Raw genomic sequence first — 15,882 nt, forward strand, 5'->3', positions numbered from 1 at the left:
GTCCTTGGAGAAAACTATGAAGTGATTTTACACATTATTGAGAAAGGCAATTCTTATGTTGGAGCCATCGCTAATAATCATATAAGCGGCCGAACAGTCAATGCGCCATTAACAGGACTTGCACTTAAAATGATGAAAGACAAAACATATCTAGATAAGGACTATGTAACAAACTATAAAGGATTTACAAAATTAGGTGCAGAAATTCGAGGTTCTACTTATTTTATCAAAGATGAAAATAATGAATTAATTGGAATACTTTGTATCAATTTTGATTCTAGTAAACATAAGAAAATTACCAATGATATTCTAGATTTAGTTCAAACTCAACTAAACATGATTAGCCCAATAGTAGATGAAACGGCTATTTCTAATAAAGAAGAAATAGAAGAACTCCATGATCATGAAATTATCGAATATTTTTCAGACTCTATTAAAGAGGTTGTTCACTCAATCGTCGATCCATCTCTTTTAAATCCGAACATTGCTCTAAAGCCGGAGCAAAAAATAGAGATCATAAAACAGTTATACAAGAAAGGAATATTCCAGTTAAAAGGTGCCGTATCCGAAGTCGCTGAGTTATTGAATATATCTGAACCTAGTGTATACAGATACTTAAAAATGATTGATAAGGATAAAAAGTAAATAAGGTAAATGATTATAGGTACTTCAAAGAAATTGATAAGATGGACAAAAATTGGTACTTTGTCAGTTCAAACTAAAATGAATGTGAAACGACAGCGAAATCACTGTCGTTTTCTTGTATAATTCGAATGCTATTTGTGATATCTTGACCTCTATATTCATGAATCCGGAACGTCTAAGGGACAGACCGGACCATACTTTCACTATTTAATGGATTCTAAGCAGGGGAGTATTCAACCTGCTTTTCTTCTGCAAGATATAGCCCTTCTTCGTCTAAAGGGGTGAATACCCGAAATTTTCTCAATTGCTTCCCATATACATGTATCGTGATAGCTGGTTTAGTACCTACCCCCTCCAAGATATGACAGTCTGCTGGAGGCAGTAGCTTTCCTGTATTTTGCTCTTTTATAATGATGGTATCAATATGCTGTAACTTAACAATATTGCCCCCAGATAATTCATCTAATCGTATATAATTAGTCACTTTAACCTTACCCGCGACAACTCCTTCTGCTCCCCATGTATCATCGTGATCATGAAGAGTGGTCTTCTGGCCAGGCTTCCAGACTAGCGCGATCACTTCGAAACGATTCTCTGGGTCAAAATACAACAGATGCCGCGAGTACCCCTCCTCACTTAGCCTTCTCTTCTCAGCAGGAAGCCATGATTGGGATTGAATTAATTTACCAACCAACCTTTCCGCTTCCACAACACATTCCTTATCATTCTGACTCCGTTCAACCATATCGGTCATATCCTGAACAAAATCTTTGAAATTATATTCATTAGTGTGATCCATCCTAATTCCTCCTCAATATTCTGATGTTTTACTTTCCTGTAGGGGAAAGTTGCTTGACTGCTTGTTCTAACTGGAGTAGAGCTTTTTCCATAGTAGAGCGGGGGCATGCGATATTCATTCTCATAAATCCTTCTCCCCCTAGACCAAAAATGTGACCTTCATTCAAGGCCAATCTTGCTTTTTGCAGCATAAACTGATCTAATTCTTCCATACTAAATCCAAGTTCCCGGAAATCCAGCCATAGCAGGTAAGTCCCCTCCGGTTCGACAAGTTTGATTTGAGGGATATGATTTTTCAAATACGATTGAACAAAATCAACATTTCCTTTTAAATAATCAATAAGCTGATCCAGCCATTCTTCCCCGAATCGATAGGCACTTTCCAAAGCTGTTATACCAAACGGGGTTGCCCCGCCAATCGCTATACTGTTGATTTCACGATTATAGCGGTCTCTCAAATCACGATTTGGAATAATAACAACAGATGTTTGTACTCCCCAAATATTGAAAGTCTTACTTGGAGAAAAACAAGTGATGGTTTGTTTAGCCAGAGCTTCTGAAATAGAGGCGGTTGGTATGTGTTTATATTCGTTGTAGACGAGATCAAAATGAATTTCGTCCGAAACAATCAAAATATTATTTTTAAGACAAATTTCCCCAAGACGTGTGAGCTCTTCTCGTGTCCAGACCCTTCCCACCGGATTATGCGGGCTGCAAAGGATTAACATTTTAACGGAAGAATCAATCTGAGCCTCTAAATCTGCAAAATCCATCGTGTATCGTCCATCCTTAAAGGAAAGGGGGTTGTTCACAACCGTACGTCCTTGTGATTCAATCACTCGGAAAAAGTGGTGGTAAACTGGGGATTGAACCATGATCTTATCACCCGGCTGGGTTAATGAACGCAGGAGAGAGGCCAAAGCCGGAATAACGCCTGGGCTATGGGTGACCCATTCCTTTTTAATTGACCATTGATGCCTTCGGGACACCCAATCAACAATCGCTTCAAAATACGATTCCGGGCGATAGGTGTAACCATAGATCCCGTGTTCTACCCTTTCCTTTAAGGCTTCAATCACAGCAGGCGGCGCCTTAAAGTCCATATCGGCCACCCACATAGGCAGGACATTATTCACACCAAAGCGGGTCTCAAGGTCATCCCACTTTTCACAAGCTGTTTTCATCCGGTTAATTTCCTGATTGAAGTTGTAATTCATTTCGCATCCCCCTATCTAGTTAACTACTACACCAAACTATATTGCAAAAATCATACCAAAATAAAAATTGCCCTTAATCACCATGGAATGGTGTTGTTTTAGTTGATACAAAACTGTTTGATCATTTTCATTCATTGGAATAACCCATTGCTTTTGCTGGAGTCTTAGCAAATGTGAAAAAATTCATCTCACATCCGAAAAAAAATCCTTCCATGTACATAAAAGTAAAGGAAGGATGAATACATAATTGAACGATTGCAGGAATCATCTTACTCGCGATTATTAAAGTCACATTCCGTAAGAGGAATAACCTTTGATTTTTTAAATCTCAATTTAAGTCCCGGTTTACCCATATAAGTATCTCCAATTTTATAGAATTACCTTCAAAATGGTAACTATTCCTTCCTGTCTAAAATACAGATTCATAAATTCAAAGCGTCTGCATTTTTTATAATCATATAGATGGCTACGGTGATGACAACAGCAGAGAATATATAGTTAAGGGTTTGTCGTTGTTTGCTTAAACGCTTTGCAACGAACGTACCAAAAATGCCCCCTATAAATCCGCCGCATACAAGTGCCAGAACTACGAACCAATTAACCAATCCAGAAAGGCTGTAATTTAGTGCCGTTGTGAGCCCAAAAGTTCCTACAGAAAACAAAGATGTACCTATTGCTTCAACGATGGCCATATTTGTGGCAACTAGTAAGGAGGGAACAACCAAAAATCCACCGCCAATGCCAAAAAATCCAGAGGCTAATCCTGTCATAACTCCGAATAGGGTTAACTTTTTTCCATTAAATTTATCCATTTAACTCATACCTTCTGTTTCTGTATTTGCTACCTGTTTTACAGTCTTTTTGGGTAGGATCATTTTAATGGCCATAAAAATCATAAGTAAGGCAAAAAGAAACAGCAATTGCTTGCTCGGTAAAAGCTTGCCAAGATAAGAACCAAAGAAGGCTCCAACTACACCTGGTATAGCAAATACGATTGCCGGTCTCCAATTAACATGGCCTGAGCGTGAATGAGGTATAAGATTCAGGAAGGCATTAATGGAAACAGCTAGTGCAGTACTGCCGATCACAATATGGGGGTCTTTCACCCCGACCACATAAAGCAAAAGAGGAACCGCTAAAATGGAACCGCCACCACCAATAAGTCCTAAAGTAAAGCCAATAATTCCGCCTGAAGCAACTGTGAGAATCCATTGAAGAATCGTCATTCGATAACTCCTTTTTACATTTCACGATGTGCTAGTTAATATCGCAATATTTGTTCCTGCTTATCATCTTTTCCCTTTAGCAGTAAGCTCAGTGGAATTTAATGCTTTATTATTCTCTTTTACCCATTGATCAAACCCGCCTGTTAAATTAAGGACTTGGTCAAATCCATTTGCTTTCAATAGACTAACGGCAATGGCCGATCTCGCACCTGATTTACAATTGACAAGAAGTGGTTTTTCTCTAGGAATCTCGTGCATTCTGTCTTTTAGATGTCCAAGCATGATATGGTGAGCCTGAGGAATATGCCCTGTCTTCCATTCACTGTTCCGACGAACATCAAGAACATAATACTCATCAAGCCTATCCATAATCTCTTCCGGTTCAACTGCTCTATAATCCTCGACATCCATTTCGTTCAATTCGAGCTGTTCAATGAACGTGCTATCCATTGCAGCTTTAACCTGATCAAGTCCAATCGATCGTAATGCATTCAGCGTTTTCGCTTCATCTTCCCCACTTACCAATAAATAGATCGACTGATCATATTCAAGCAGCCATCCGGCCCAAGTCACAAAGGATTGGTTGTAGGGTAGGTTGATGGTTCCCGTAATATGTTTTTCCGCAAATTGCTTCGCCGGTCTGGTATCCACCACAATACCGTTTTGGGTCCATTCCTGAACGACGGTTAACGAAGGTTGTGCATGAAGGACAGGCTCAAGGTTTTCGATTAGGGTCGTCCCTTGTTTATTTAGTCGTTTCATGATTCCAAAATATTTTGGCGCCTCAGGCTGCCCGAAAAGTAATGCTGCGATAAATAGATCTTCCTCATCATATTGCAACGCCCAGTTGGCTAGCTTTTCATATCCAACCGTAGTCGAAGGCACTGCCCCCAGTGATTTCCCGCATGCACTCCCTGCTCCGTGCGCCGGCCATACTTGTAAATAGTCTGGCAGCTGTTTAAATCGCTGCAAGGATTTAAACATTTTTTTTGCCAACGAATAGGCCGAACCATTTACCCCGGCAGCTTTCTCCAGTAAGTCAGGACGACCCACATCTCCGACAAAAACAAAGTCACCTGTAAAGAGGCCCATAGGAGCTTGGACTGCTGCGCCGCCGTCTGTCAATAAAAAGGAAAGATGTTCCGGTGTATGCCCTGGAGTATGAAGAACTTCAAAGGTTAAATTCCCGATTGAAAAGCTATCCCCGTCTTTGAGCAATTGGGAATGGTACTGATCGAAAAACTGATACTTCCAATCGGCATCCCCCTCATCTGACAAATAAAGTTTGGCCCCTGTTTTGAAAGCCAGCTCCTTTGAACCAGAAATATAATCGGCGTGAATATGTGTCTCCGTTACACCTGTAATCGATAATCCATTGGCCTGTGCTGCATTCAAGTAAGAATGGACGTCGCGGGAAGGGTCAATCACAATGGCTTCTCCCTTAGCTTGACACCCGACCAAATAAGAGGCATGAGCCAATTTCTCATTATAAAAATATTTAATTAACATGAGATTGAACACTCCTTTAGAAGTCGATTATTTTAATTTAGGTTCAGAAGCAAGGGTTAAAAGTGCTTTAACAAAATGAATACTCCGTTGAACGGCAGGCTCTTTGATTAATTTGAATACGGTAAAGAAGGTCACAGGTGAATGGTCATTGTCCGCTTCTTTTTTTGCCCGTTGAATCAAATCCCAACCATTTTCAACCTTTTGCTGGATCGGACCTGCGATTTCTTGTGCCCCTTTATATAAATAATCAACGGACTCTTGATCACGGGTAGTCGATAATAGAAATTCCATAATTGGTTCTACCATTGATAAGTATTTAGTATATTTCGGAAGATTATGGACCAGTGCCATTAATGCTTCCAATGAATCTTTAGTGGGAATGTATTTACCGATTTCATCTTCTAATCCCCCCAATAAATATTCCGTCGATTCTTTATCATTTAGAACGGATTTTATAAAAGCGATGTTCCGTTCTAGGGCAGAATACTGGTCAACAAGTTCGGGCAGTTTTTCCAGTGTCTGGATTAAACTATTTTGTGTTTCCTTCTGACTCAATAATGAAACTAATGGTTGGAGATTAGATAAGTGATCAATGGTTGTTTTCTGCATAATCTTCCTCCTCATTTACACATTTTTTTATAGCAGGCCCTTTAGCATTCCGTTCCAATATACAATGGGGAGTACCTGCTTCTTTAATAGATACATACTGTATCTTTCCTTTGCTTGATCAAAAGGAAAGCTCTCATCCGGTTTAGAGTCATAATCAAACTCTGCCAAAACTAAGCTTCCATATCCCGTTACGAGCGGGCACGAAGTATAACCGTTGTACTTTTGCATACCTGTCTTTTGGTTCATTAAACATAACAAGTTCTGAACAAGAACCGGAGCTTGTTTGCGAATAGCGGCACCAGTTTTTGATGTTGGTAAATTGGTACAGTCGCCTATTCCAAAGACATTTCCATATTTTTTATGGCGCAATGTATATAGATCTACATCCACCCAGCCAGTATCTGCAGCTAATGGACTTTTCTTAATGAAATCAGGCGAACTCATCGGCGGGACGACATGAATCATATCGTAGGAAATTATTACCAACTCATCCGTCGAAAGGTTTTTAAAAAAGGCCTTTTTTTGCGGTGCATTTATTTCCACTAAATTGTGCAGATAATGCGTTTCAATTCCTTTTCTTTCAATTACTCTGTTCAATGTATCCGCATATTTTTTGACTCCAAAAATACTCCCCGCTCCCGAGAAAAAGTGGATCGTGGAATTCGAGCGAACCCCTGATTTTCGAAAGTAATCATCCGCCAGATACATGATTTTTTGTGGCGCACCACCACATTTAACCGGTGTATTCGGATTTGTAAAGAGGGCATTCCCGCCGCTGAAATTGCGGATATTTTCCCAAGTACTTTCGACATAATCGAAAGAATAATTACTGCAAACGCCATTCTTGCCAATGCTCTCTTTTAAACCTTTCACCTTGTGCCAGTCAATTTGAATACCTGCTGCCACCACTAAAAAGTCATAACTCAGTTTGTTGCCCGAAGCTGTTACAACTGACTGTTCATCTGGAAAAAACGCTTCAACCGCTTCTTTAATCCATGCAATACCATCTGGAATTAAAGTGGACTGTTCTCTCTCTGTTACCTTTTTATCAACAACCCCGCCACCAACCAAAGTCCATAGTGGCTGGAAATAATGTTTTTCAGCAGGGTCAATAATGGCAATTTTTCCATAAAGAGCCCGTGATTCTTTTAATAGACGTGCTGCCACTGTAATACCGGCACTTCCGCCGCCAACAATAATCACTTTGTAGTCTGTTAAATCATTCATATAAACCCTCCTCTAGCCATCTACGTTTACGCAGATTCAAGCTACATTTTTTTAATTTCCTCTACCTCCCTTTTCGATTTTATTAATGCAAGTATTGTGCCAAAATAAATTCATTGTTAATTCAACCTTACTACTTCCGAATAAGATGGGAATTTATCATTTCCGATATGAATATAGTGTAAATCTGCCGTTCCGCACTGTTTTTCGATTCCCAAGTTTGAAAATATTTTCTTAATTATCAAAAAAAGATTGCAATTGAAGTTTGCAATCCTAGGGTAAAGTTATAAGATTCTCGTTCTAACTTGCGGAAAAGTGCCGAGTAACAAGTTTTCCATTCTTGCCCAGCATAGGGGTACCGGCCCTTACCTATGAACAAAGTTTATTTAAAAATTGTAATGTCCGTTCATGCCCTGTATGTTCAAAAATTTGTTGAGGTGTTCCTTCTTCAACGATTACACCTTTATCAATAAATACGACTTTATCCGCTGCTTCACGCGCAAAATTCATTTCATGTGTCACTACAACCATGGTCATTCCTTCTTTAGCAAGTTCTTTCATGACCTTTAGAACCTCACCAACTAACTCAGGATCTAACGCGGAAGTAGGTTCATCAAAAAGGAGAACTTCAGGTTCCATTGCCATCGCCCGTGCAATTCCTACACGTTGTTGTTGTCCACCGGATAGCTGGGATGGATAGTGGTTTGCCCGATCCGATAATCCTACCTTTTCGAGCAATTGAAGAGCCTTCGTACGAGAGGCTTCCTTGTCTTGTTTACGAACGTAAACAAGACCTTCCATAACATTTTCAAGCGCAGTCATATGAGGGAACAAATTGTAACCTTGGAAAACCATCCCCGTTTGTTGACGGAACTTAATCACCTTATCTTTTGGAACTGATTTTTTATCCTGAAAATCCAAAGAAAACTTTCCAAGCTTAATAGTTCCTTTTGTAGGCGTTTCCAATAAATTCAAGCAACGTAACAAGGTTGTTTTCCCTGAACCCGATGGCCCAATAATACAAACTGTATTGCCTTCCTCAATTTTTAGATCGATTCCCTTTAAAACCTCTGTTTGTCCAAATTGTTTATGCAGGTTCTTTATTTCAATCATGTATATTTCCCCCTATCAAATTACCCCGTCACATAACGATCGAGTCGTTTTTCCATCTGTCCTTGTGCATTCGAAAGAACGGTACTGAAAATCAAATAAATAAATCCTGCTAGACAATAGAGTATCAATGGTTCATAGGTTGTTGCGGTAATTTGCTGAGCAACTCTAAACATTTCAGTCACCGTAATGGTAGCGGCCAACGATGTATCCTTTACCAAGCTAATAAAACTATTTGCCAAAGGCGGGACAGATACCCTTGTTGCCTGAGGGAGAATAATTCTTTTTAATGCCTGCGGATAGCTCATCCCAATAGAATAAGCCGCCTCCCATTGACCTTTGGAAATGGAGAGTATAGCCGCACGAATAATCTCTGAGTTGTAGGCACCAACACTAATCGTAAAACCGATAATCGCAGCAGGAAGGGGGCTAATCGTGATGCCTATACTCGGAAGGCCATAGAAAATGATAAACAACTGAACAAGCAGCGGTGTTCCTCTAACCACCCATACATAAAATCTTGCAATAGCGTCCAGAAGTTTAATTCCCGAGATTCGAGCTAATGCTGTAAGTAAAGCAAGGAGGAGTCCCAGAAAAAAGGATACTAATGTCAAGGGAACCGTAAACGCAACCCCAGCTTTTAACATCGGGAAAAAGGAATTTACAATGATGTCAACAATTCGGTCCATTCTTTCGTCAGCAAACATTTAGAACCCTCCCTATTTTGAAACATCTTTTCCAAAGTATTTTTCTGAAATACTTAAATATTTACCATCCTTCATCATATCAGAAAGCGCTTTATTTACGGCCTCTACCAATTCTTTATTCCCTTTTCTCATCATGACTCCCATTTTTGCCGGTTCATCAAGTTCTGCGATGGATTTAACTGGTGCATCAGGCTTTTGCTTTTTGAAATCAAGGTAGGATAATCCGTCATTTACAACCGCATCCGCACGTTTTGAAAGTAATAAATCAATGGATTGATTAAAACCTTCTACTCCAACGATCTCAGCACCATAAGATGCTGCTATATCTTTATAGTTACTAGTTAATGTCTGAGCCGATTTTTTTCCTTTCAAATCTTCAAATGATTTAATCGTATTATTGTCCTTGTGAACAATTAAGAATGGTTTTGACATAATATACGGCTCTGAAAAATCGTATTTCTTCTGGCGGTCAGGAGTAATTCCTACATTATTAGCAATAATATCGAACCGCTTTGAATCGAGTCCTGCGAACATACCGTCCCATTGGGTTTCAATGAATTCTGGTTTCACACCAACTCTTTTTGCTACTTCTTCCGCAATTTCAATATCAAAACCGGTTAACTTCCCTGAAGAATCATGGTAACTAAAAGGTGCAAAAGTTCCTTCTGTTCCAATTTTAATGGTCCCATTCGATTTAATTTGCTCTAGCAAATCCTTGCCCTCATCTGCCTGTTTGCCTGGTTGACTTGCTGCCTGATTTTCGGGCTTTCCGCATGCAGATAATAGCAGTGCTACGAGTAGTGAAAAGGCGATGATGATGAAACTCTTTTTCATAAATAATTCCCCCCTATAATTTTAAAAAATGGATGATTTGCAGATTTCTAGTTTCGCTATTCAGTATTTTTTAAATATTCCGTTAATTTTGTCTATATTTTTCAAATGAACTTCACCTCCTCCTTTTCGTTATCATATTATGCAAGAGTTGTGCCAAAATAAAATCCTTGTTAATTCAACATTCCTACTATCGAACTAGTTGAGAAATTCCCATTTCCGCGACGAATAGAGTGATATCCTACCGCTCCGTACTGTTTTTCGGTTCCCAAATTCGAAAAAAATATTTCCAAATATTCAAAATATCCCCCACGGAGAAAAAAAAAGATTGCAAATAAAATTTGCAATCTTAGGTAAAGTGATCAAACTTTTAGATTGTATCGTTCTAGCTTACGATAAAGTGTAGATAAACTAATTTTCAATTCTTCTGCTACTTTTTCCTTATCTTTTCGATCTTGACCACCTAAGAAGAAACTTTGGATAATGGATTTTTCATATTCGGCCACCATCTCATCTAAACTTAACCCTCCGGTATGAATAGGTGCTTGAAATTGGAACAAATAATCCGGAAGATCATGAAAGCCAAGTACATCCGATTCTGCCAGATTCACCATATACTCCACAACATTTTCCAACTGTCTAATATTCCCAGGCCATTCATATTGGATTAGCCATTGTTCTAATTGTGGATCCATAGTTAAGTACGGACGACTTAAGTTCGAACAATACTTACAAATGAAGTACTGGAGAAAGAAGGGAATGTCGTCCCTCCTCTCCTTCAATAACTTTGTATGCAGCGGGATCACATTGATTCGATAATATAAATCCTCACGGAATGTACCGTTTTGAACCATTTCTTCTAAATTGCGATGTGTTGCTGTTATCACACGAACATTTACAGGCAGTGATTTGTTTCCTCCCACTCTTTCAATCTCTTTTTCCTGTAATACCCTAAGAAGTTTAGGCTGCAGGGAAAGAGGGAGATCCCCTATTTCATCAAGAAAGATAGTTCCATTATTCGCCAGCTCAAACTTCCCTGCTTTTCCCTCCCGGGTTGCCCCGGTAAAAGCCCCGCCCGCATAGCCAAACAATTCACTTTCCAGTAGATTCTCCGGTATAGCAGCACAATTAACCGCAACAAAGGGGTGGTTTTTCCGATTCCCTTCATAATGAATGGCCTTTGCCATTACCTCTTTTCCCGTTCCCGTTGCGCCTCTAATTAAAATATTTGCCATGCTATTTACGATACGCTTGGCCTTACGGATCACATCTTTCATATCCTCATTTTTGCTGATGAAGCTATCAAAGGTAATGACTTTATTCGAATTTAATGTATCTTCGTAGTAATGGCATTGTGCTTGGAATCTTTCATTCTGCGAGATTAACTTAGATTCCACTACCAGACTCAGATGTTGGAGAAATTCCTTGAGTGAATCAGCATTTTCGATCATCTTTTCTTTTTGTTCTGTAGAAAAGCCCATGAGCCCGATGACTCCTAATGTTTCACTTCCCTTAACGATTGGATAACCAATGGTTGCTGTCTCTTTACATTCCTTAAAAAATTTACAGCCCATACAATGGGATTCATTTTTAATGACATCATAGGTCATATCGGGTCTGCCAGTCTTCATTACAGCCCGTAACAAGGAGCCATCAGGTGCGGGTTTGCCAATTTGATGTTGATAACTTCCTGTTCCACTAACCCGATTTCCGCTTCGATCAAGGATAGTGATATCAAAGCCAAGTACGGCTGTAAGGTTCTCTGAAAATAGTTGAATAAATTCCTGATTTTGAGTGATCCCCCTCACTGTTTCCCCCTCCTACGAACTCACATGCTTTTTAAATTTTTCACTGTCCTATATCTCTATGCAATTTTCAAGCCAACTTTAAATTCCATAAAACTATGTACGAAAAAAAGCAAAACACCCATTGTTTTGCCATTTTTTCTTTTTTTCTGTTATACACTTATATAAATGATTATACTAGATTTCTCAATAATGAAAATTTTTTCCGAAAGTTGATAAAATTTTCAGACGTTTGAGTAACAAAAACTTTACTGAAAGAGCGAAGTGTTGGCATATAACGCTGTGGATCCTCCAGAGTGCACAAATAGAATGTTATCTTCCCTCTTAAAGAAGCCTTTTTGGATTAAGTCAATGAGTCCCGCTGCCGCTTTACCAGTATAGACTGGATCCAGCAAAATCCCTTCTGTTCTTGCGATGAGCTTGACGGCCTCGACCATTTCCGGCGTAGGTATAGCATAGCCTGGTCCGACATACTCATCATAACACGTAACCGCCTCACGAGGGATTGTACTTGGGATGCCAATATGTGCTGATGTTTCTTTAACAAGCTGAAAGACTTTCTCTTCTTGTTCCGCTTTACCTCTGCTTACATTGATTCCAATTACGGGTATATTACTTTGATTTCCATAAAAGCCCGTCACCAAACCTGCATGCATTCCGCCGCTGCCGCTTACACAAACGACGGCATTGACCGAGACACCTTTATCGAAGGACTGTGCCAAAATCTCCTGAGCGCACGCAGCATATCCTGTTGCCCCAATAGGATTCGATCCCCCAACCGGAATGATATAAGGTATATGTCCTTCTTCTGTTACCTCTTTCGCTACTTGTTGCATTTCTTTCATCAAGTCTGTCCCATTCGGCACAACCTTGACTTTTTCAGCACCCAGCAAATGATACAAGAAATAATTCCCATTAAAATCTGGCTCAGAATCGGTTAAAAGCCCCTCTTCCAATACAAGAATGCACTTCATATTCTCTTTAACAGCAGCAGCTAGCGTTAAACGACAATGATTGGATTGAATACCTCCACAGGTAATTAACGTATCCGCACTCTTTTCTACTGCATCTGCAACAAGGAACTCTAGCTTTCTTGTTTTATTTCCACCAGCCGTCAGCCCAAGTAAATCATCCCGTTTCATATAGATGGAAGGACCCCCAAGAACCTCAGATAAATGTTGTAATTTTTCAATGGGTGTATAGGTTGGTGTATATCGCTTTCTAGGAAATTGTGATAAATTCATATGAAATCGCCCCCACTATCCTTTGTTTAATATTAGTTACCAATAGAGCCTGCATAAACTCCTACTCCTTGAAACTGGAATAGTAGAACACTATAATTATAAAATATTCTTAATGAACTTTACATAAAGAAGCGACAGAGTTTACCATTCCACTTTTAAAATTGTGATAAATTCTTCTTCCTTCATATGGTTTCCTGTGATTCATGGTCCACCCAGTGATAGATAATTTCTGAAAGCTCACAGCTTTATAGAAACTGGATTTAATTCTTTACAAGACTGATAGATCATTTCAAAAAGGCGATCTAGATCGTTTAATTCAACACAAGAAAAGGCAATCCGAAGGTCCGTCTTTGCAAGGGAGATCGTTCCTACTCCATACTGATTGAGCAAATGGACCCTTAGTGTTTCAGCATCGGAATGCTTGATGCGAAGGCATACGAAATATCCTGAGTTGAAGGGATAGGGCTCAAATTCATCCGCAAATTTCCCGTCTGCTAAAATTTCTTTGACACGTTTGGCCCTATCTTCCATTGCTGTATTTCTCTCGTTGCGCTGCATTTCGAATTCGGGATTTAATAAGGCATCCAAAATGATTGTTTGGGAAAGGTGCGGACTGCATGAAATCGTACTTCGAATAGAACCCATCGCCTTTTTCTCCAACGCTTCTAAAACCAAAGGATCTTGAATTCCAAATGTGAGAAACCCAACACGAAAACCCCAAGCATACTCTTCTTTCGTTGCCCCATCAATTTTAATCGGGAGGACACGCGGGTGTAATTCTACTAAACGAGCAAATATAGATTCCTTGATTGAATCTTCGTAATATAATCCAAAATAAGCATCATCCATAACAGCAACAATATTAACCCCAAGATCCGCTGCCTGCTTAATGGCTTCAAGAATTCCTTCTGCCTCTTTCTCCGTTGGAGTATATCCGGTAGGATTATGCGGAAAATTAAGTACAAGAATCGCTTTACCATTTTTGCAGGATAAAAGGGCCTCCAGCAACCCTTCTACATTAAATTCGTTAGCCTTCGTAAATAAAGGATAAGTCACGGTCTCGCTGCCATGGCGGACGTTGAAGAGAATCTGATAATTATCCCAATATTTATCCGGCAAGATAATCGAATCTCCTTTTTCCACAAAAAGGTCGGATACAATACTCAAGCCATGGGTCAGCCCGCTCGTCACAATCGGGATGCCGAATTCCTTTCCTTCAAGTGAAGGATTATCCTTTAGAAGCTTTTTCCCCCAAACCTCACGCAGCTCCGGTTTCCCTGCAGGCGGTGCATAGGGATACAGATCTTTCGGATCATAGGCGGAGAGGTTTTTATGAATCACATCTAAATAAATGGGGTGTCCACCCTCTGTAGCCATCCCGATTGTTGCATTGTAAATGTCCGCTTTCCCCCTTGCTTCTCCTGCTTGGCTGACAATTCCTTTTGGGAAATACAAGGATTTTCCTAACAATGAAAACATCTCATATACGGGTTTATTCCGTTCTTCAATAACCTGATTTAATTCTAAAGCCAATGGGTTTAGCATTTTATACACCCTCTTTTTCTAGTTGGATTTTTCCAGATCATATTTAACCTAAATGCTTAATAAATCTCCCGGTTTAATCCTATCCCCGGCTTGATTACCCTCGCCCAACCGGTACCCCAGATGCCGCACCGTTATTCTAATGCCATTTCGAGGTCCTTCCATATATCTTCTACATCTTCAATTCCAACCGAAAAACGAACGAGTCCATCATAGAGACCTGCTTTTTCTCTTTCTTCTTTAGGGATTATCGCATGTGTCATCGAAGCTGGATGTTGAATTAATGTACCTACATCCCCTAGGGAAACTGCTAAAGTACTCAGTTTCACTGAATTCATAAGTTTAACGCCTGTTTCGTATCCCCCCTTCAAGACAAAAGAAATCATTGCTCCAGGACCTTTCATTTGTTTTTCCATGATATTTTTATCTTCAAAACTTGCTAGTCCTGGAAAATAAACCTTCTCTATAGCATTATGTTTTTCCAAGCGCTCAGCCAAAATTTGGGCATTTTCTTGAGAACGATCCAAGCGAATATGCAATGTACGTATCCCTTGACAGAGAAGCCAGGCATCCATAGGGGCCAAATTTGCTCCCATAGTCTTCTGCACTTCTTTTCTCATCGGATCAATAATTTCCTTGCTTGAAATCACGAGTCCTCCAATAAGATATCCATGACCCGACAAATATTTTGTTGCACTGTGGATGACAATATCAATGCCGCATAGCAAAGGATTTTGTAAATATGGGGACAAAAACGTATTATCAACAACAGTCAAGATATCCTTTTGCTTAGCGATCGCCGCTACACTCTTCATATCCACTAAGGAAAGCGTAGGATTGGAGGGGGTTTCAAAGTAGACCACTTTTGTTCTATCTGTAATGTGTGGTTCAAGCTCTTCCCCTGTCTTAAACGGTACAAATGTTACATCAATTCCAAATTTCTTTACCGTTTGAGTTAGAAATGCGTGCGTTGCTCCATACAATGCTGTGTGTGCAACAACGTGATCTCCGGCCTGCAAAACACCCAAAAGACAACCAGTTATGGCAGCCATTCCAGATGAGAAAGCAAGACAACCTTCACCAAATTCCAATGCCGCTAACTTCTCTTCCAGTTCTCTTACATTTGGATTTCCCAGGCGTGAATACATAAATCCTGGATCTTCTCCTGCGAAGCGTTGTGCTCCTACTTCTGCATTATCAAAAACAAATGTTGAAGTCATATAAACAGGGGAGATGTGTGAGCCATGCCCTGGATCTTTATTTACTTTTACTAGTTTTGATGAATAGTTCATTATTATTACGCCTCCTAATTTTAGTAATCTGAAATGCTACCGTTTTTATTTCTTCCTTTTAGTTGTATACAAATTTATATGCAAAAGTTATGCCAATTCTGTAAACCTTATAAAATCAACACT

Annotated in this window: 13 protein-coding genes and 1 pseudogene; 1 reads left to right on the forward strand and 13 read right to left on the reverse strand. The window is 39.6% G+C overall.

From position 1 onward, the window contains the following. Positions 1–645, forward strand: a 645-nt coding sequence (locus tag V7161_RS21060) for a helix-turn-helix transcriptional regulator (protein ID WP_335714836.1), incomplete at its 5' end; no start/stop codon positions are given. A 217-nt stretch (positions 646–862) separates the two neighbouring features. On the opposite strand, the gene V7161_RS21065 is transcribed toward V7161_RS21060, so the two are convergent. The 13 genes and pseudogenes from V7161_RS21065 to V7161_RS21125 form a co-directional block, all read right to left on the reverse strand. Beyond that, positions 863–1,444 carry a cysteine dioxygenase family protein gene (locus tag V7161_RS21065; RefSeq protein WP_335714837.1) on the reverse strand — a complete coding sequence of 194 codons (582 nt, stop codon included), beginning with the start codon at positions 1,442–1,444 and terminating at the stop codon, positions 863–865. Between the two features lie 28 nt (positions 1,445–1,472). Then, the gene (locus V7161_RS21070; protein ID WP_335714838.1) at positions 1,473–2,660 is read right to left on the reverse strand and encodes a MalY/PatB family protein; all 1,188 of its coding nucleotides are present in this window, start codon (positions 2,658–2,660) and stop codon (positions 1,473–1,475) included. Between the two features lie 422 nt (positions 2,661–3,082). Further along, a pseudogene (locus tag V7161_RS21075) lies at positions 3,083–3,886 on the reverse strand (sulfite exporter TauE/SafE family protein). Between the two features lie 63 nt (positions 3,887–3,949). Continuing rightward, the gene (locus V7161_RS21080; protein ID WP_335714839.1) at positions 3,950–5,395 is read right to left on the reverse strand and encodes an MBL fold metallo-hydrolase; all 1,446 of its coding nucleotides are present in this window, start codon (positions 5,393–5,395) and stop codon (positions 3,950–3,952) included. Positions 5,396–5,422: 27 nt separating this feature from the next. Next, positions 5,423–6,004, reverse strand: coding sequence for a hypothetical protein (locus V7161_RS21085; protein ID WP_335714840.1), 582 nt, complete (start codon positions 6,002–6,004; stop codon positions 5,423–5,425). 27 nt (positions 6,005–6,031) lie between these two features. Next, positions 6,032–7,231: an FAD/NAD(P)-binding oxidoreductase gene (locus tag V7161_RS21090; RefSeq protein WP_335714841.1), complete on the reverse strand. Its 1,200-nt coding sequence runs from the start codon at positions 7,229–7,231 to the stop codon at positions 6,032–6,034. 366 nt (positions 7,232–7,597) lie between these two features. Then, positions 7,598–8,341 carry an amino acid ABC transporter ATP-binding protein gene (locus tag V7161_RS21095; RefSeq protein ID WP_335714842.1) on the reverse strand — a complete coding sequence of 248 codons (744 nt, stop codon included), beginning with the start codon at positions 8,339–8,341 and terminating at the stop codon, positions 7,598–7,600. Between the two features lie 20 nt (positions 8,342–8,361). Next, positions 8,362–9,045, reverse strand: coding sequence for an amino acid ABC transporter permease (locus V7161_RS21100; RefSeq protein ID WP_335714843.1), 684 nt, complete (start codon positions 9,043–9,045; stop codon positions 8,362–8,364). A 12-nt stretch (positions 9,046–9,057) separates the two neighbouring features. Next, the gene (locus V7161_RS21105; RefSeq protein ID WP_335714844.1) at positions 9,058–9,879 is read right to left on the reverse strand and encodes an amino acid ABC transporter substrate-binding protein; all 822 of its coding nucleotides are present in this window, start codon (positions 9,877–9,879) and stop codon (positions 9,058–9,060) included. Between the two features lie 359 nt (positions 9,880–10,238). Next, positions 10,239–11,684, reverse strand: a complete 1,446-nt coding sequence (locus V7161_RS21110; RefSeq protein WP_335714845.1) for a sigma-54 interaction domain-containing protein — start codon at positions 11,682–11,684, stop codon at positions 10,239–10,241. A gap of 245 nt (positions 11,685–11,929) precedes the next feature. Further along, positions 11,930–12,925, reverse strand: a complete 996-nt coding sequence (locus tag V7161_RS21115; RefSeq protein ID WP_335714846.1) for a D-cysteine desulfhydrase — start codon at positions 12,923–12,925, stop codon at positions 11,930–11,932. A 237-nt stretch (positions 12,926–13,162) separates the two neighbouring features. Further along, complete coding sequence (locus V7161_RS21120; protein ID WP_335714847.1) at positions 13,163–14,470, reverse strand: aminotransferase class I/II-fold pyridoxal phosphate-dependent enzyme; 1,308 nt, start codon at positions 14,468–14,470, stop codon at positions 13,163–13,165. 131 nt (positions 14,471–14,601) lie between these two features. Continuing rightward, positions 14,602–15,759, reverse strand: coding sequence for a trans-sulfuration enzyme family protein (locus V7161_RS21125; RefSeq protein WP_335714848.1), 1,158 nt, complete (start codon positions 15,757–15,759; stop codon positions 14,602–14,604). Between the last annotated feature and the right edge of the window lie 123 nt (positions 15,760–15,882).

Origin of the sequence: Neobacillus drentensis, from assembly GCF_036965425.1 — a bacterium.
GTDB classification, from domain to species: Bacteria; Bacillota; Bacilli; order Bacillales; family Cytobacillaceae; genus Neobacillus; species Neobacillus drentensis_F.

Bases quoted from the DNA above. Each gene is read 5' to 3' on its own strand.
- V7161_RS21065 (WP_335714837.1), bottom strand. From the start codon at position 1,444: ATGGATCACACTAATGAATATAATTTCAAAGATTTTGTTCAGGATATG.
- V7161_RS21070 (WP_335714838.1), bottom strand. From the start codon at position 2,660: ATGAATTACAACTTCAATCAGGAAATTAACCGGATGAAAACAGCTTGT.
- V7161_RS21080 (WP_335714839.1), bottom strand. From the start codon at position 5,395: ATGTTAATTAAATATTTTTATAATGAGAAATTGGCTCATGCCTCTTAT.
- V7161_RS21085 (WP_335714840.1), bottom strand. From the start codon at position 6,004: ATGCAGAAAACAACCATTGATCACTTATCTAATCTCCAACCATTAGTT.
- V7161_RS21090 (WP_335714841.1), bottom strand. From the start codon at position 7,231: ATGAATGATTTAACAGACTACAAAGTGATTATTGTTGGCGGCGGAAGT.
- V7161_RS21095 (WP_335714842.1), bottom strand. From the start codon at position 8,341: ATGATTGAAATAAAGAACCTGCATAAACAATTTGGACAAACAGAGGTT.
- V7161_RS21100 (WP_335714843.1), bottom strand. From the start codon at position 9,045: ATGTTTGCTGACGAAAGAATGGACCGAATTGTTGACATCATTGTAAAT.
- V7161_RS21105 (WP_335714844.1), bottom strand. From the start codon at position 9,879: ATGAAAAAGAGTTTCATCATCATCGCCTTTTCACTACTCGTAGCACTG.
- V7161_RS21115 (WP_335714846.1), bottom strand. From the start codon at position 12,925: ATGAATTTATCACAATTTCCTAGAAAGCGATATACACCAACCTATACA.
- V7161_RS21120 (WP_335714847.1), bottom strand. From the start codon at position 14,470: ATGCTAAACCCATTGGCTTTAGAATTAAATCAGGTTATTGAAGAACGG.
- V7161_RS21125 (WP_335714848.1), bottom strand. From the start codon at position 15,759: ATGAACTATTCATCAAAACTAGTAAAAGTAAATAAAGATCCAGGGCAT.